Annotated in this window: 14 protein-coding genes; all 14 read left to right on the forward strand. The window is 53.3% G+C overall.

The annotated features are described in order from the left end of the window. Positions 1-239: 239 nt before the first annotated feature. Positions 240-1,238: a hypothetical protein gene (locus tag MPET_RS12540; protein WP_013330401.1), complete on the forward strand. Its 999-nt coding sequence runs from the start codon at positions 240-242 to the stop codon at positions 1,236-1,238. Further along, entirely contained in the window at positions 1,222-2,100 is an 879-nt protein-coding gene (gene mmp11 / locus MPET_RS12545; protein WP_013330402.1) for a methanogenesis marker protein 11, read from the forward strand. Before MPET_RS12540 ends, mmp11 begins: the two co-directional genes overlap by 17 nt. Next, positions 2,097-3,062 (forward strand): radical SAM protein, encoded by a 966-nt coding sequence (locus MPET_RS12550; RefSeq protein WP_013330403.1) that lies wholly within the window; start codon positions 2,097-2,099, stop codon positions 3,060-3,062. Before mmp11 ends, MPET_RS12550 begins: the two co-directional genes overlap by 4 nt. Continuing rightward, complete coding sequence (locus tag MPET_RS12555) at positions 3,062-4,297, forward strand: thiamine pyrophosphate-dependent enzyme (protein ID WP_013330404.1); 1,236 nt, start codon at positions 3,062-3,064, stop codon at positions 4,295-4,297. The genes MPET_RS12550 and MPET_RS12555 overlap by 1 nt, the downstream gene beginning before the upstream one ends. Further along, positions 4,278-5,402 carry a homocitrate synthase family protein gene (locus MPET_RS12560; protein WP_013330405.1) on the forward strand — a complete coding sequence of 375 codons (1,125 nt, stop codon included), beginning with the start codon at positions 4,278-4,280 and terminating at the stop codon, positions 5,400-5,402. The genes MPET_RS12555 and MPET_RS12560 overlap by 20 nt, the downstream gene beginning before the upstream one ends. A gap of 6 nt (positions 5,403-5,408) precedes the next feature. Beyond that, positions 5,409-6,620 carry an aconitase/3-isopropylmalate dehydratase large subunit family protein gene (locus MPET_RS12565; protein WP_013330406.1) on the forward strand — a complete coding sequence of 404 codons (1,212 nt, stop codon included), beginning with the start codon at positions 5,409-5,411 and terminating at the stop codon, positions 6,618-6,620. Next, on the forward strand, positions 6,617-7,117 hold the full coding sequence (locus MPET_RS12570; protein ID WP_013330407.1) for a LeuD/DmdB family oxidoreductase small subunit: 501 nt from the start codon (positions 6,617-6,619) through the stop codon (positions 7,115-7,117). The genes MPET_RS12565 and MPET_RS12570 overlap by 4 nt, the downstream gene beginning before the upstream one ends. Continuing rightward, positions 7,114-7,920, forward strand: a complete 807-nt coding sequence (locus MPET_RS12575; protein ID WP_013330408.1) for a DUF7714 family protein — start codon at positions 7,114-7,116, stop codon at positions 7,918-7,920. The genes MPET_RS12570 and MPET_RS12575 overlap by 4 nt, the downstream gene beginning before the upstream one ends. After that, positions 7,917-8,873 (forward strand): isocitrate/isopropylmalate dehydrogenase family protein, encoded by a 957-nt coding sequence (locus tag MPET_RS12580; RefSeq protein ID WP_013330409.1) that lies wholly within the window; start codon positions 7,917-7,919, stop codon positions 8,871-8,873. The genes MPET_RS12575 and MPET_RS12580 overlap by 4 nt, the downstream gene beginning before the upstream one ends. A gap of 141 nt (positions 8,874-9,014) precedes the next feature. Continuing rightward, entirely contained in the window at positions 9,015-9,386 is a 372-nt protein-coding gene (locus tag MPET_RS12585; RefSeq protein ID WP_013330410.1) for a hypothetical protein, read from the forward strand. Positions 9,387-9,456: 70 nt separating this feature from the next. Continuing rightward, a complete protein-coding gene (locus MPET_RS12590; RefSeq protein WP_013330411.1) occupies positions 9,457-10,488 on the forward strand; it encodes a radical SAM/SPASM domain-containing protein in 1,032 nt (343 codons plus the stop codon). A 45-nt stretch (positions 10,489-10,533) separates the two neighbouring features. Further along, entirely contained in the window at positions 10,534-12,630 is a 2,097-nt protein-coding gene (locus MPET_RS12595) for a M3 family metallopeptidase (RefSeq protein WP_013330412.1), read from the forward strand. Positions 12,631-13,042: 412 nt separating this feature from the next. Then, positions 13,043-13,573 carry a GNAT family N-acetyltransferase gene (locus MPET_RS12600; RefSeq protein WP_013330414.1) on the forward strand — a complete coding sequence of 177 codons (531 nt, stop codon included), beginning with the start codon at positions 13,043-13,045 and terminating at the stop codon, positions 13,571-13,573. Positions 13,574-13,704: 131 nt separating this feature from the next. Then, on the forward strand, positions 13,705-15,114 hold the full coding sequence (locus MPET_RS12605; protein WP_013330415.1) for a hypothetical protein: 1,410 nt from the start codon (positions 13,705-13,707) through the stop codon (positions 15,112-15,114). Positions 15,115-15,200: the final 86 nt, after the last annotated feature.

The raw sequence follows: 15,200 nt of genomic DNA on the forward strand, positions 1-15,200 counted from the left end.
GCCGCCAGACGGCCCCTGCCCAGGGGACCGACAAGGGTCCCCTGGACTGTTTATTTTGTTTTGTTCGGAAATCCAGATCGAGATTTTTAGACCCTTGTTTTTGGTTCCAATAAACTTTGTAGATTTTTATCGGTTTTTATGTAATGGAATCGCCCATCATGGGGTTTTACATCTAAATCCCAATTTTCACCCTGGTTTTCGCAGCCATCCACTGTATAATCGAACCGCTTAAATATTTTGTGACCGATTATTTTGTTAACGAATATTTCGGTGACAACACAGTGACGTCAGTACTAAAACCGGAGGAAGTAAGGGAGAGGTTCGGCCCTCTCTTCTGCAGAAAATTTCTTGTAATGGCAGACGAGGATTCAGGAAGAGCGGAGATCATCGAGGAATGCCGCCACAGGGGAGCAATCGAGTGGGACGTGATGAACCGCAACAGGGCGGGCGGAGCTGTCGAATCGATCGCGGTCGACGGTGCATCGATGACAATCTCGGCAAAGCTCGGGAGATACCCGGTTCATTTCGGTGCGGCAGGAGATGAGATCGGCGGACAGGCGCTTGAGGGCGTCGAGATCAACGGCGACGAGATCGCGACCCACTGGGCCGGAATCGCAGGGGCAGGCGTCGGAGTCGCCGCATGCCTCCCCCAGGCGCCCGGAGTTATCAGGACCGAATACCCGAGCGAAGCCGACATGACACCCGGCGGGGCGAAGATCAGCAGGACGACGATATACACCCCGAAGTACGAGAAAGTCTCGATCGGTATCGACGACACCGACACGAAGGAAACAGGCGCAACGTGGGTTCTCGCGTCCAAATGTGCGGATGCATGCGATATCGAAGGTGTGGAATACCTCAACATGCGTCTCATCCAGCTCAACCCGAAGGTCCCGAACAAGACGACGAATTGTGTAGGGTCGGCCTTGAACTTCGCCGTCAGGCCCGGAAAGATCGAAGAACTTCTGGAATTCGTCAGGGACTTCATCGAGAACGGAGCAGTCAGCAAGGATACCGGCATCGCCGTTCACACCGGACTGATACAGCCCGAATCACCGTACCTTGAAAAAATAAAAACCGAAGTGCTGACTCTCGAAGAGTGCGAAGCCGAGGCGAAACGTCTCGGGATCAGGTATATAGACACCGCAGCCTCGAAGGGACGCATCGGTGCCCTTGGGGCGGTCTTATGGGCCAACAGGGGAATAGAGGCGGCCGGTCTCCATGGCGAACATCTCTGATTCACCATACACGATATCATATCCTGAAATTATAGCCGTAGCCCCGGGAGACGGGAGCGAGGTCGAACTGATAGAGAGGTTCGACTGCACCGGCGGGGCGATGTGGGTCGGACATCACTACATCAAAAGCCCGCTTGTAAGATCGGCACGGGTCGTCGGAAGCACCCAGAGATTCATGCTGAAGCCCGGCTGTGTCGACCTCGAACTCGAGGGGTCATACTTCCCGGCGGGAATATCGGCCGTCGAACTGAACGACAGCGAGATCGGAATCTCATATCTCGGAATGGGCGGAGGAGGAGTAGGGGCCTCGGTCTGCCGTGCATCTGCAAAGGGCGTTCTCAGGGCGGACACAGATCCCTCGGGCGGAGGAAAGATCGCCGGAACAAGGCTCTGGCTGCCGAGAAGGGAGAGGGTTATCATCGGAATCGACGATACCGACACATCGGAGGAGGGTGCGACATGGACTCTCGCCCACAACATATCGAAGGCGGTCGAAGACGAGCATTCGAGATATCTCTCCCACACGATTGTACAACTCTTCCCCGTTCCCTACAGGACAAAGAACTGTGTGGCACTCGCATGCGAGTTCGCCACCGACAGGCCGGAGCAGTTGATCGATTCCTTCCGGAAACTTGTCGGGAAGTACACGCTCTCCGACGAAACGGGCCTTGCAGTCTTCAGGGGATTCGACCCGTCTCCGCTCGAAGAATACGGTAAGTCCGTCAAGGCGGGAGAGGTCACCATGGCCGATCTCGATAAGATACGGAAATATCTCGATATCAGGATCGAAGGCCGCGGGATAATCGGCGCCGCTGCTGCCATCCCGTATTACACCCGCTACGAGGAGGCGCTCAGCATATGAACAGGACCGGACTCAAGGCCGCACTGCTGGAGGCAGGAACCGCGAGGATCACAGGCATGCCGGTCGATCTTTCGGACGGCTCGCATGCAGGCCCCGGTGCAGGCGGCACGGGTTCGGTTTTTTTTTCGTTTGACGGATTACGCGTCAGACTTTCAATAGATGAAAACAGCAGGGTAACGATCGAGCACCTCGGCGACGGGAAGGCGGTCCTGAGGTTCGGCGACATTGTTCAGGAAGGATTTCTCGAACCGGCGGCACTCCACTGCCCCCGGCAGGCCTACATAACGATAAGCGAAGGGTGCATCTTCAGGTGCCGGTACTGCAACGTCCCGTCGCAGACACAGAAGATCAAGACCCCGGAAGAGGTGATATCGATGATCGAAAAGGTCGCAGACTATATCGACTGCATCTCCATAACCTCCGGCGTCATCGGGTCTCCGGGAGAAGACGAGGAAAGGGTTCTTGAAATCATCAGGAGGGTTAAAAGATTCAGTCTCCCGGTCGGGGTCTCGACCTATCCTCTGCCGGGAACGCCCGGAAGGCTCCATGATCTCGGTGTCACGGAGGTCAAATTCAATCTTGAGGCTGCAACACCCGAACTCTTTTCAGAGATGTGTCCCGGTCAGGACAGGAACCTGATCGTCTCTGCACTGAAGGATTCAGTTGTTCTTTTCGGGAAGAACCATGTCTTTTCAAATGTTATCCTCGGCCTCGGGGAGACCGACGACGAGATGAAGGCCTGCATAAAGGAACTCTGTGAAGCGGGAATCATCCCGGTGATCAGGCCGCTGAACCCGAAATCCGATCTCAGGGATTTCCCCCGTCCCTCGGCGGAACGTATCATGAGCATCTTCGAATACCATAAAGCCAGGCTCGAAGAGAACGGCCTCGACCCGAAGAAAGCATTGACGATGTGCGTAGCATGCACGGGCTGCGATCTCACTCCCGGGAGGGATGAGTGATGGCGATGAAGACAATGACCGGCGAAGACCTCATCGCCGCCTCGGTTGCGGTCTCGGCCGATATGGTGTATACCGTCCCCGGCTACCCCGTGACGTCACTCGGGGACAAGACAGGAGCGGAGTTCGTGATCAACGAGAAGACCGCACTCGAGTACGCGATTGGGGACTCGCTCGCGGGAAAGAGATCGGTCGTTATCGTCAAGAACGCCGGGATGAACGCTCTCGCCGACCCGCTCGTAATTACCACGACACAGGGACTGAAGAAAGGCGTCCTCGTCATCGCCGGCGACGATACGGAGGCGAAGGGCTCCCAGAACAGGCAGGACTCAAGGTATTACGCGGAAGTTGCCGAGGTTCCTCTAATCGAACCCGACGAAAAAAGCCTGCACTGTGCGGTTGAATTCGGGCTCTCGGCCTCGGAGAAATATTCGAGGATCGCAATTCTCAGGGTGACACCCCGCATCCTGGATGTCGAAGTTAAGGGAATTGTAGTTCCGGCGGAGCGAGGGGACGGATCAGGCAGCCTCGCTGACCCGGCCCTGACAATGAAAGGCCGCTCACAGAACGCCGACAATATCACACGGAAGATGTTCGCGAACTCGAAGTCCCCGGTGATCTATCCGCCAGCGATCCACCCGGACAGGGATCGCAAACCAGATGAAACCGGAAGGCAGTTCATCGCAGACCACAGGACCGCAACTCCCCCTCCCTTTACCAAAGAGCCGGAGACGATGGCGTCGAGGGGATTTTCACGCGGACTCTGCCCGAACTGCCCCTACAGACCGCTCTTCGATACGATCGCCGCGAGCGGAAGAGAGACGATCTGCGATACCGGATGCTCGCTGCTCGCAAAGAATCCGCCCTACAACTTCGGCATCGCCAACTACGGGCTCGGGTCTTCCGTCGCGGTCGCGGCGAAGAGCACCGGCCTTGCACTACTCGGCGATTACGCCGTGCTTCATTCGGGGCTGAACTCCCTGATCGACATCTGGCAGAAGAGCCTCCCGATTCTCTGCGTAGTTCTCGTCAACCGGAGAGCAGCGATGACAGGGATGAAGGCCGTCGCAGACATCGCCCCGTATCTCGGGTGGGCGAAGCCTGTCCGGCTGGACTGCGGGGGCGGGTCGATGGAGATCATCGCGGAGAAGCTTGGAGAGAAGAGAGAAAAGCCGGAGATTATTCTGGTCTACGGGCAGTGCCCGGAAGGAGAGAGTCATGAAGCAGTTAAATGTTGAGATATGCGACGTCACGCTGAGGGACGGGGAGCAGACCCCCGGAGTATCGTTCACCTGCCAGGAGAAGGTGAACATCGCCCGGAAGCTGGACGAGATCGGAGTGGAGGTGATCGAGGCGGGATTCCCGAACATCTCAGAACAGGAACGAGCGTGCGTGAAGACGGTAAAGGGCCTCGGGCTCGATGCAAGGATCTGCTGCCTTGCACGGGCGGTCCGCGAGGATGTCGATGCAGCAATAGACTGCGACGTCGATCTCGTGAGCATCTTCTTCGCTACATCCGATCTCCACATCAGGATCAAATACAAAAAATCACGCGAGGAGATGCTCGAACAGGCGCTCGGGATGGTCGATTACGCGGTCGACCACGGGCTGAACGTGCGATTCTCGGCGGAGGAAGGGTCGAGGACGGATACGGAGTTTTTGAAGGAGATGTTCAGGCAGGGTGCGGAGAGAAAGGCGGCATACTCCAGCTTCGCAGATACGGTCGGGTGCATGACGCCGCTGGAGATCTTCAACATCGTGACCGAATTGAAGGCCGGACTGAAGAACCCGCTCTGCGTCCACTGCCACAACGATATGGGTTTTGCCAGTGCGAACACGTTCACTGCGGCACAGGCGGGGGCGTTCCAGCTCCACACGACGGTCAACGGGATCGGCGAGAGGGCGGGGAACGCAAGCCTCGAAGAGGTGCTCGTCGCCCTGAGGATGAAGAACGGCATCGAAAGATACGACCTCACAAAGCTACAGGAGATCTCGAAGATGGTCGAAGAGTATTCGGGAATTAAGGTCGCAAAGACGAAGGCTGTCGTCGGCGAGCATGCATTCGCACACGAGAGCGGCATCCACATCGCCGCGATACTCGAAGACCCGGCGACATACGAGTACTTCATGCCCGAGATGGTCGGCGGCGAAAGACATTTCGTCCTCGGGAAGCACACGGGCAGGAAGGCTCTCGCACATGTCGTAAGCACCCTCGGCTGCGAACTCTCCCCGGCGGAGTCCGACTGGGTTCTCGAGCAGATCAAGGAGCGAAGTGCGGGGAAATGTTCTATCACTCCCGAGATGCTTCTGAATCTCATCAAAAGATCGAAGGAGTGTGCCTGAGGGAAGATGGCGACATTATCGGAAAGACTGCTGGGGTCCCCCGAAGGCTCCTTCACGGATCTTGAACTTAGCAGGGCGTATGCTCATGACGGAACCGGCCTCCAGGCACTTTTATCCTTCCTCCGGATGCAGACGAAGGTCCGTTCCCCGGAAAAGATCTCTATAATATACGATCACATCGTCCCGGCGAACAACAGCGAGACGGCGAACCTCCAGCACGAGCTCAGGGATTTTTCAAAGGAGGCGGGTTTCGACTTCCGCGATATCGGCGAAGGGATCTGCCACCAGGTGATGAGCGAAGGGGTGTGCCTCCCCGGGGAGGTCGTCGTAGGTGCGGATTCGCACACCTGCACCCTCGGGGCTTTCGGGGCCTTTGCGACCGGTGTCGGTGCGACGGACATGGCTGCGATCTGGGCGACTGGCGAGACATGGTTCAGGGTCCCGCAGACGACAGGCGTCATCCTCGAAGGCAGGCTGAAAGGACATGCCGAACCGAAGGATGTCGCACTGACCTACGTGACCCGTCTCGGGATGGACGGTGCGACCTACAGGGCGATCGAGTTCACAGGCGAAGGAGCCGCAACGACCGCGATGGAAGGGAGGCTAACGATCTGCAACATGGCGATCGAGGCCGGTGCGAAGGCGGGACTCTTCTATTCGGATGAAAAAACGGTATCGTACCTTGCCGAGTTCGGGAAAGACGCGGACCGGCAGGAGCCTGAGGACTGCACATATGCCGACGAACTCTACCTCGATCTCGACGATATCGTCCCGTCGATCTCCGCCCCGCACAGGGTGGACAACGCGGTCCCGGTCGACAAATACGAGGGAACGCCTCTCGACCAGGTATTCGTCGGGACGTGCACGAACGGACGTTACGAAGATCTCAAACGTTTCGCGGATATCGTCAGGGGAAAGAAGGTCGCCGTAAGAACAATCGTCGTCCCTGCGTCGAAGACCGCCCTCCAAAAATGCATAGAGACTGGCGTTCTTTCGGATATCGTCGCAGCAGGCTGTTCGATCGGAACGCCGGGATGCGGCCCGTGCCTCGGTGCACATATGGGTGTGCTCGGCGAAGGAGAGGTCGGCCTCTCGACGGCGAACAGGAACTTCAAGAACAGGATGGGTGTCGGTGCAGAGTATTACCTCTGCTCTCCCTCGACCGCCGCTGCGAGTGCACTGAAAGGCGAGATCGCGAGCCCGGAGGAGAAGAGGTGAGTAAGGTGAGCGATAGTAATTCCATAAAGGGATCGGGCCATGCGGTCTGCGTCGGCGACGACGTGGATACCGACATGATCATCGCGGGAAGATACCTGCGGACCAAGAACAAAAATCTCTGGGCGGAACATGCATTCGAGGACTACGACCCGACCATTGCCGGGAGGCTTTCGGGCTCGGTTATAGTCGCTGGCAAGAACTTCGGCTGCGGATCGTCACGCGAACAGGCGGCAGCGGCGCTAAAGGCCGCGGGCGTGAAGGCGGTCATCGCAAAGTCGTTCGCACGGATATTCTTCAGGAACGCGATCAACCTCGGCATTCCGCTCTTCGAGGTTGCAGGTTTCGAATGCAAAGACGGCAAAGAGGTATCCTTCGATCTCGAAGATGCAGTGGTGGAGTGCGGCGGCCGGAGTTACGAAAGTGTCCGGCTCTCGGACAGGATGAACGAGATCATCGCGGCAGGCGGGCTCATCGAGTACCTCGGGAGGAGGAAGTGATCTTTCCCCGGCACTGCAAGGAGGTCGGCTATGCCTCGGGGATGCCGCTCGGCAAAAAGGTGTACTTCCTGAGCAGGTACCTGATCGTCGAGACGGACGGCGGATACGAGATCGGCGAGGTCCGGTTCGTTCCCGGCGGAACCGGGCTGATGAGAGATGTCGAGGAGTATGTATGCCTCGCGGATGCTGCCGATACCACGGTCTGGCCGGATAAGGTCATTCTTCACAACAGGGCCGACCTGATAAAAAAAGCCGCATCGACGGGGAAGAAGGCTGTAATTTTCAGGGGGATCGACGAGCACATGAGTTTCGTAATCGATCCCGACCCTTCGGCCCTCCTGGAGGTTCATCTCTACGATGCAAAACCCCCGGTCGCAGTTCTCTCGGAGACCGCGAAGAAACTCGAAGCCGCCGGGCTCTTCGGGCAGGAGGAGATCGAGTTCGTCCACCACATCATCGATATAGAGAAGATCGAGGCCGAGGTCTACCCGTGCAGAGCCGGAGGGTTCGAGAAGACCCTCGACAACGACAGGCCGGAGCAGGGGGAGAGGATCGCAGGATGCCTGACCGCAAGGCAGTTTCTCGCAGAGGAGTACGGGGAGGGTTTTGATGTGATCAACACGTGCCCCGCCGATCGTGCGGAAGAGGAGCCGTTCGTTGCAAGATGCTGCCGTTCGGAAAGGGCCGGAAAGGTCGACGGTAAGGCCGGGTGGATCGTTCACTGGGGCGCCTCGCCGAAGGATATCGCAGATGCGATCTTCGCAGTCGTCGCGGCATACAGGGAGAAGGAGGCGAATAAATGAGAATCGCAATTGCGCCCGGAGACGGGATCGGGAAGGAGGTCATCCCTGTCGCCCGCCGGATTCTTGAGATGCTCCTTCCCGGTGCCGAGTTCTTCGACGTGGAGCTTGGATACGAGAAATGGAAGCGGACCGGTTCGGCCTGCACGGATGAAGATATCGGGGCTCTCAAGGATTCGGATGCGATACTCTTCGGTGCTGTGACGACACCACCCGATCCGTGCTATTCCAGCGTCCTGCTCAGGATACGAAAGGAGCTCGACCTCTATGCAAATCTCCGGCCTGTTTGCGGTGACGGTTTCGATATCATGATCGTCAGGGAGAACACCGAAGGACTCTACTCCGGGATCGAGGAGATCGGGACTGAGAGGTCGACGACCCTTCGGGTGGTGACAAGAAAGGGAAGCGAGAGGATCGCCCGGTGTGCCTGCGGGCTTGCGAAGGAGAGACGGAACTCGCTTGTCATCGGAAACAAGGCGAACGTCCTGAAATCGGACGTCCTCTTCAGGGACACCTGCCTTTCCGTTGCGGCGGAGGAGGGCGTTTCTGCCAGGACGGCATACATCGACGCCCTTACACTCGATGTCCTCATGCATCCCGCCAATTATGACGTGATCGTAACGACGAACATCTTCGGCGATATACTCAGCGATGCCTGTGGCTATCTCACCGGCGGCCTCGGGATGCTCCCCAGTGCGAACATCGGCGAGAAATACGCGTTCTTCGAGCCTGTCCACGGGAGTGCTCCCGATATCGCAGGAAAGGGAATCGCGAACCCGATCGCTGCAATACGGAGTGCGGCGATGCTGCTTGCTCATCTCGGGCGGACGGAGGAGGCAGAGGCCGTTGAGGATGCGGTCGGGTTCGTTCTTGCGGCAGGGATCAAGACACCTGATCTCGGCGGGGATTCTTCGACGGAAGAGGTTGGAGAAGCTGTCATAAAGAGACTTTCCTGACTTTACAGGAAGTCTGAAAGAAATAAAAAGGGGCCGGACTGAACCCGGTCTCCTACAATTTTAAAAAATATTAAATTTTGCTGATTTTGTAAAAAATTATAAATACACGATTGACCTATCCACTCCCTTGAGCTGATTGCTATGCCACCAGTCAGATTAAATGCAGTAAAATTCCAGAAGGCAATTATCGACCGTGACATCCTGGTCAGATACCTTGTGGTTATAGACTGGCCTAATGAAAGGCTCGGGGACATCGTCAAGGTCTCCCCGACCAGTGAATTCAACAAATACATCGCACAGATGCTGAACACCTATATCAACAAAAACCAAATCCCGGACATGGAGGTCGCCCCGGCGATAATGAACATGGCCGACGACTATCTTACAGGGAACGATATAGTGCTTAAAGCAGGGGATTATTACGCACTCCAGACTCACTTCAGGAATATGAAGAAGACGACTTCCAGGACCACTGCTGCCACTGCGACTCGCAAGAAAACCGCTGCCAAATAACAGCGTGGGAATTCAATAACCGGGGACTAGAGAGGGACTTCTCCTTCCTGCCCCCTCTTAAAGGCATTTTATGAATTTTGAAGTATTTCCTTTGATCATCGGCTGGGAACTGACCCTCGAATGCAATATGCGATGCAGACATTGCGGTTCCACGGCGGGTGCAAAAAGGCCTAATGAACTGACGACAAAAGAGGCCCTCGATCTCTGCGACCAGTTCCCCGATCTCCTCGTCCAGGAAGTTGATATTACAGGCGGCGAGCCCCTGCTGAGAAAAGACTGGACGATTATTGCAGGACACCTCCAGGATCTCGGCATTCCTGTAAACATACTGACGAACGGACTGGTTATGGACAGCGAGATGATCGCGAAGATGAAGGAGCTGGACATCAGGGCGGTGGGCCTGAGCATCGACGGACTCCGGGAGGTTCACGACCGGTTCCGCAACTACAGGGGCTCATACGAAAAAACGCTGAACGCGATGCGGCTGATGCAGGAGGCGGGGATAAAGTACAATATCATCACGACCGTAAACAAAGAGAATCTCGGCCAGCTCCCTGCGATGCACGATGTCTTCAGGGATCTCGGTGTTCGCCACTGGCGTCTCCAGCCGCTGATTCCGATGGGGCGTGCACTCCAGAACCCGGGTCTCGAACTGAACGACGAGGACATGCTCGCCCTCGGGAATTTTATCAGGAAGCAGGCCGCAGATCCCGATCCCGTCAACCCGGACATCATGTGCAGCGACGGGCTGGAGTATGTTAAACCCGGCATCGGCGGACCGTGGAGAGGATGCCCCGGCGGGATCATCTCGTGCGGGATCATGAGTGACGGCCGGGTCAAGGGCTGCCTCTCCCTCCCGGACGAGGTCTGCGAGGGAAATATCCGCGACAGGGATCTCTGGGACATCTGGTTCGATCCCGCCTCTTTTGCTTATACGAGATATTTCAACCAGGAGGATGCAGGCCCCCTGTGTACCGGGTGCGAGAAATTGGGAGACTGCCAGGGCGGGTGCTCTTCGAGTTCGTATACGGGAACGGGGATATTTCACAACGATCCGGTGTGCTTTTTCAGGGCCGAACATAATCAAAACAAATTCACATAAAAATCCTTTTTCCCCCGGCGGGCAGAATAGTTAATACTGGTTCTTATGAGGGATGATATCACAATATGCAGATCGCGAAGGATTCTGTACGGGGTTTTTCTTGCTGCATTTATTCTTTCGGCGACGGGTTTTTTTCTGCCGGTTCTTGCCGACGAAAGCCTGTCGCCTATACGTGCCGAATATTCGGCCGGCGAGATAACGATTCTCAGCGACGAAGCACGGGAGAGCGCGAACGAATCCCTGAACGCCATCGCCGCTATTCCAACGGATGAACGGACTTTTGAAAATACTGTCGTTGCATTCGACAGTGTGATGACGGATTACGGCGATGCAGTCTCGCCGCTTACGATTATGGGTTATCTCTCGCCCGACCCGGAGATTGCGGCGGAGGGTATGGATGCCGACATTGCTCAGAGTAAATTTTACATCGAGGTCTACACACGCAGCGATCTCTATGATGCGCTGAAATCGGTCGAAGATAAAGTGCCTGAGACTCCCGTCGAACAGAGGCTGTATAAGATCATAATCGACGAGTTCGAGCATAACGGCCTCGGGCTTCCGGAAGAGAATCTCACGAGAGTGAAGGAGATGAACGCGGAACTCAGCGCCATTAAGACCGAGTTCAACTCCAACCTGAACAACGATAATTCGTCGATCACTTTTACGGGAGAGGAGCTTGAAGGGTTGCCGGACGAAGATCTTTCTTCATTTTCCCGGACGCCTGAAGGGGATTATATTGCAATTGTCACGCAGGATTATAGCACCGTGATGACCTACGCCGACAACGGAGATACCCGCAGGAGGATGTACGAGGCATACAATGATGTCCAGGGGGAAGCGAATACGCCTCTTCTGGAAGAAGCGATCGTCCTCCGCGAGAATATTGCAAAGGAGATGGGATTCTCTACGTGGGCGGACTATACAATCAGGAACCGTATGGCGGAGAACGCGACTGTTGTCATGGAGTTCCTGGATTCCTTAAAAGAGCCGCTTTCTGAAAAGATCGAAGAGGAGACGGCGATTCTCCTGGAGATCAAGCAGGAGATCGATCCGTCGGCAACGGAGATCCGGCCCTGGGATATCAGGTACCTCGAACACATTCTCGTCATGAGGGATTATAACTACGATGTGGCGGAGTTTAAGAAATATTTCCCGGCCGAAAACGTGATAGACGGGGTCTTTAATACGACGGGGATGCTTTTCGGAGTAGATTTCAACGAGGTTTCGGATGCGCCGGTATGGTCGCCGGATGTGAGGCTCTTCGAGGTTTCGAACAGGTCGGACAACAGGACTCTCGGCTACCTCTACCTGGATCTCTACCACAGGGACGGAAAGTACACGGGTTATGCAACGTCGCAGCTGATTTCAGGCAGGGAGAAGAACGGGACATACAGCCTGCCGGTTGCAATTATCATCGGGAGCTACGATGCACCGGAGGGCGACAACCGGACCCTCTTCAGGCCTTCAGATATATGGACGATGTTCCACGAGACGGGGCATGCGATGAACGTGATCCTTACTACGTCTCCTTACGGCATCCTCTCCGGGTATAAGTCATCCATGGACTTCTGCGAGACGCCGTCCCAGGCTCTTGAGGAATGGGCATACGACCGGGATGTCCTCGAATCGATCTCGGCGAAGGACGGGAATTCGTCTGATAAGATCCCGGAGGAGCTCGCCGGACAGGCGATTGCGGCAAGGAGTGTCGGCATGGGTTATGAGTACGGCTACCAGCTGCTCTTTTCGCTTGCCGATATGTATTACCATACGGCGGACGGGCCTGTGAACACGACGGAGGTCTGGCACGATGCATCTGAGGAGATCCTCGGGCTGGACGAGCCGGAGGGCCTTCACCCGGCCGCGACTTTCTCCCATATCATGGACCAGTACGATGCAGGATATTACAGCTACCTGTGGTCGAAGGTCTATGCACAGGATATCGTCGACGAGTTCAAAGAGAACGGGATGACGAACGAGACTCTCGGCTTAAAGCTGAGGAACGATGTCTATTCGCAGGGGAATATGGCGGACGGGATGACACTGCTCGATAACTTCCTGGGACACGAGCCGGGGATCGACTCGCTTTACGATTTCATCGGGCTGAATGTTTCGAATGTCCCGAACGAGACTGCGGCTGCGTAGACTGTTTTTGGGTAATTTTTAGCTCCGGTGAGGGAGGGGGAACTAGTCCCCCTCCCTATTACCCTCCCCCTGATCGCGATAAGTCGCAAGAAGGGATGGACGAGCATCCCTTCTCGCTCCGGGAAAGTGATAATTATTTTAAACCGTATCCTCTCCCGGCCGAGGCAACCGAAGGGCTCCCGCCCTTTCGAAACCCAAGGCGACCTTTGGTCACCGGCTGGATATTTCTCATACATGTTTTTCCCGGCCGAGGCTACCCGTAGGGGTAGCGTCCAGGCCGGGCTATCATCATTGCGCAAATTCGCGAAGCGAATTAAGCAGAGGGCTGCCCCGTCAGGGGCTTATGCCTCATCTTAGAATAGAAAACCGAACTCAGGTTTTAACTCCTATTCCGGACATATACCTGAAATAAGTGACAGAAGAACCCGTAATTATCAAAACATCGCAGGCGACCCTCAGGCCGTGGAGGATGGACGATGCCCCTTCGGTTGCAAAATACGCGAACAACCCGAAGGTAGCGAAGAACATGAGGGATGGTTTTCCGAATCCGTACTCGGAGGAGGACGCCGAACGATTCCTCACGATGGCGACCGGAGACGGCCCTGCTCTTCTCCTTGCAGTCGAGATCGACGGTGAGGCCTGCGGAGGGATCGGCGTCACTCCTTTTACGGACGTCTACAGGAAAACGGCGGAGATCGGGTACTGGCTCGCGGAGCCTTTCTGGGGAAGAGGGGTCATGACGGAGGTGGTGAAGGCCGTCGTTCCGGTGGCGTTCGGACGTTTTGATATTGTCAGGCTCCAGGCTGGAGTTTACGAGGGGAATTTAGGGTCGATGAGGGTTTTGGAGAAGGCCGGATTCGAGAGGGAGGCTGTGCATAAGAAGGCTATCTTCAAGAACGGGGAGTTGTTGGACGAGGTTGTTTTTGTTTTGTTTGGGGTATAAATAATATTTTTAGCAGCAATATTTCCATTTCCATAGATTCCGATTAACACTACAATGCGCCTGCAATTGTTCCTATTACTCAGGCAATACTATTAAGTCAATAATTATGAAATAAAAGAATTGAGGGAATAATGCCAGAAAACCTACCAGAGATACAGGAACCTTTACAAATTAATGATCAAATCGATAAATTCTCGTCAAATTTAAAATTGTACCTAGATTCATTAGATCTTCCAAATGACAATATTTTAGTCGAAATTAAACAACGTGGAATAGTGATAGGCAATATGCCGAATATTATCGATCATTTATCACCAGAACAACGCCAAAGAGCATTATATATCTCAAAATTTATTGCTTCTTGTGGAGTTGGATTATTTGATTCGGCACTAAACTATTTATGGAACGAAACAATTGTAAATTTAAGAAATAAAGTTGCATTATTTGATTTAGATTATTTTTATGATAGTATTTTAAGTAATTCAAAAAAACGTCATGAATTTAAAAGTGATAAAGACCTCGAAAAACTTGATGATTGGGAACTGATTAAAGGATGCCGAGATACTGGCATAATCACCGATATTGGGTATAAGCATCTAGACTATATTCGTGATATGAGAAACTTCGCTAGTGCTGCTCACCCAAACCATACCCGAATTACAGGACTTCAACTCTTAGGCTGGTTAGAAACCTGCATAATTGAGGTTTTAGCAAAGGAACCAGAAGGACCAGTTCTAGAAATAAAGAAATTATTAGCAAATGTAAGAAATCATAAATTAACAAAAAGTGATGCTGAAGCAATTAAAATTAATATCAAAAGAATGCCTCAGGATCTTAATCATTCCCTTTTACGGGCACTTTTCGGAATGTACGTGGATGATAGTCAAGATATTGCAGTCCGTAAGAATGTGGAATTAATAGTAAAAGATGTTTGGAATTATTCTGATAAAGAGACAAAAAATAGTATAGCATATAAATATGCAGTTTTTTCTGCAAATGCAGAATTATCAAAAAAGGAACTGGCAAAGAAATTTTTGTCAATAGTTGATGGATTAGGATACATATCTGAAGATCTTAAAGCTATCGAAATCGGAGAGATCTGTGAAGACTTGATTCGTTCTCATTACGGATATAATAATTTTTATACTGAAGAACCACATGCTAAACAATTAATAAAATATGTTCTCCCATCTGGAGATATCCCCTCAATAATAAGATATCCCTATGTAAAATCTTTGATAATATGTAGATTAGGGAATATCTATGGTGTCTCACATTCAGCATTACCATATTATAATCAAATGATAGAATTATTTCAAGATTCAGAATTCAATGAACTGTTAAAACTTTTAGATGATAAAGAAATAATTAATATCTTTAATGATGGAAATAGGGCTAAAAAATTCATGGAATTACTCGCTTCATTAAAAGATAAAACTAAAAGTGAAAAAATAAAGAAAGCTTTTAACATTGTCTTAGATGGAACAATTTCTGATATGAAGACAAGAAGGGCATATCAAAAAATAAAGGATCTTATTTGAGTGACAAAGGTATTGATGATAATTTAAGAAGTCACTTAAAACCAATTAAAATACTTTTTTTATAATTTTCACATAGCTTTTCCGCA

This window comes from Methanolacinia petrolearia DSM 11571 (assembly GCF_000147875.1).
In the GTDB taxonomy this organism is placed as follows: Archaea; Halobacteriota; Methanomicrobia; order Methanomicrobiales; family Methanomicrobiaceae; genus Methanolacinia; species Methanolacinia petrolearia.

Excerpts from the sequence above, each read along its gene's own strand:
- mmp11 (WP_013330402.1), top strand. The coding sequence starts at position 1,222 with ATGGCGAACATCTCTGATTCACCATACACGATATCATATCCTGAAATT.
- MPET_RS12550 (WP_013330403.1), top strand. The coding sequence starts at position 2,097 with ATGAACAGGACCGGACTCAAGGCCGCACTGCTGGAGGCAGGAACCGCG.
- MPET_RS12555 (WP_013330404.1), top strand. The coding sequence starts at position 3,062 with ATGGCGATGAAGACAATGACCGGCGAAGACCTCATCGCCGCCTCGGTT.
- MPET_RS12560 (WP_013330405.1), top strand. The coding sequence starts at position 4,278 with ATGAAGCAGTTAAATGTTGAGATATGCGACGTCACGCTGAGGGACGGG.
- MPET_RS12565 (WP_013330406.1), top strand. The coding sequence starts at position 5,409 with ATGGCGACATTATCGGAAAGACTGCTGGGGTCCCCCGAAGGCTCCTTC.
- MPET_RS12580 (WP_013330409.1), top strand. The coding sequence starts at position 7,917 with ATGAGAATCGCAATTGCGCCCGGAGACGGGATCGGGAAGGAGGTCATC.
- MPET_RS12585 (WP_013330410.1), top strand. The coding sequence starts at position 9,015 with ATGCCACCAGTCAGATTAAATGCAGTAAAATTCCAGAAGGCAATTATC.
- MPET_RS12590 (WP_013330411.1), top strand. The coding sequence starts at position 9,457 with ATGAATTTTGAAGTATTTCCTTTGATCATCGGCTGGGAACTGACCCTC.
- MPET_RS12595 (WP_013330412.1), top strand. The coding sequence starts at position 10,534 with ATGAGGGATGATATCACAATATGCAGATCGCGAAGGATTCTGTACGGG.
- MPET_RS12605 (WP_013330415.1), top strand. The coding sequence starts at position 13,705 with ATGCCAGAAAACCTACCAGAGATACAGGAACCTTTACAAATTAATGAT.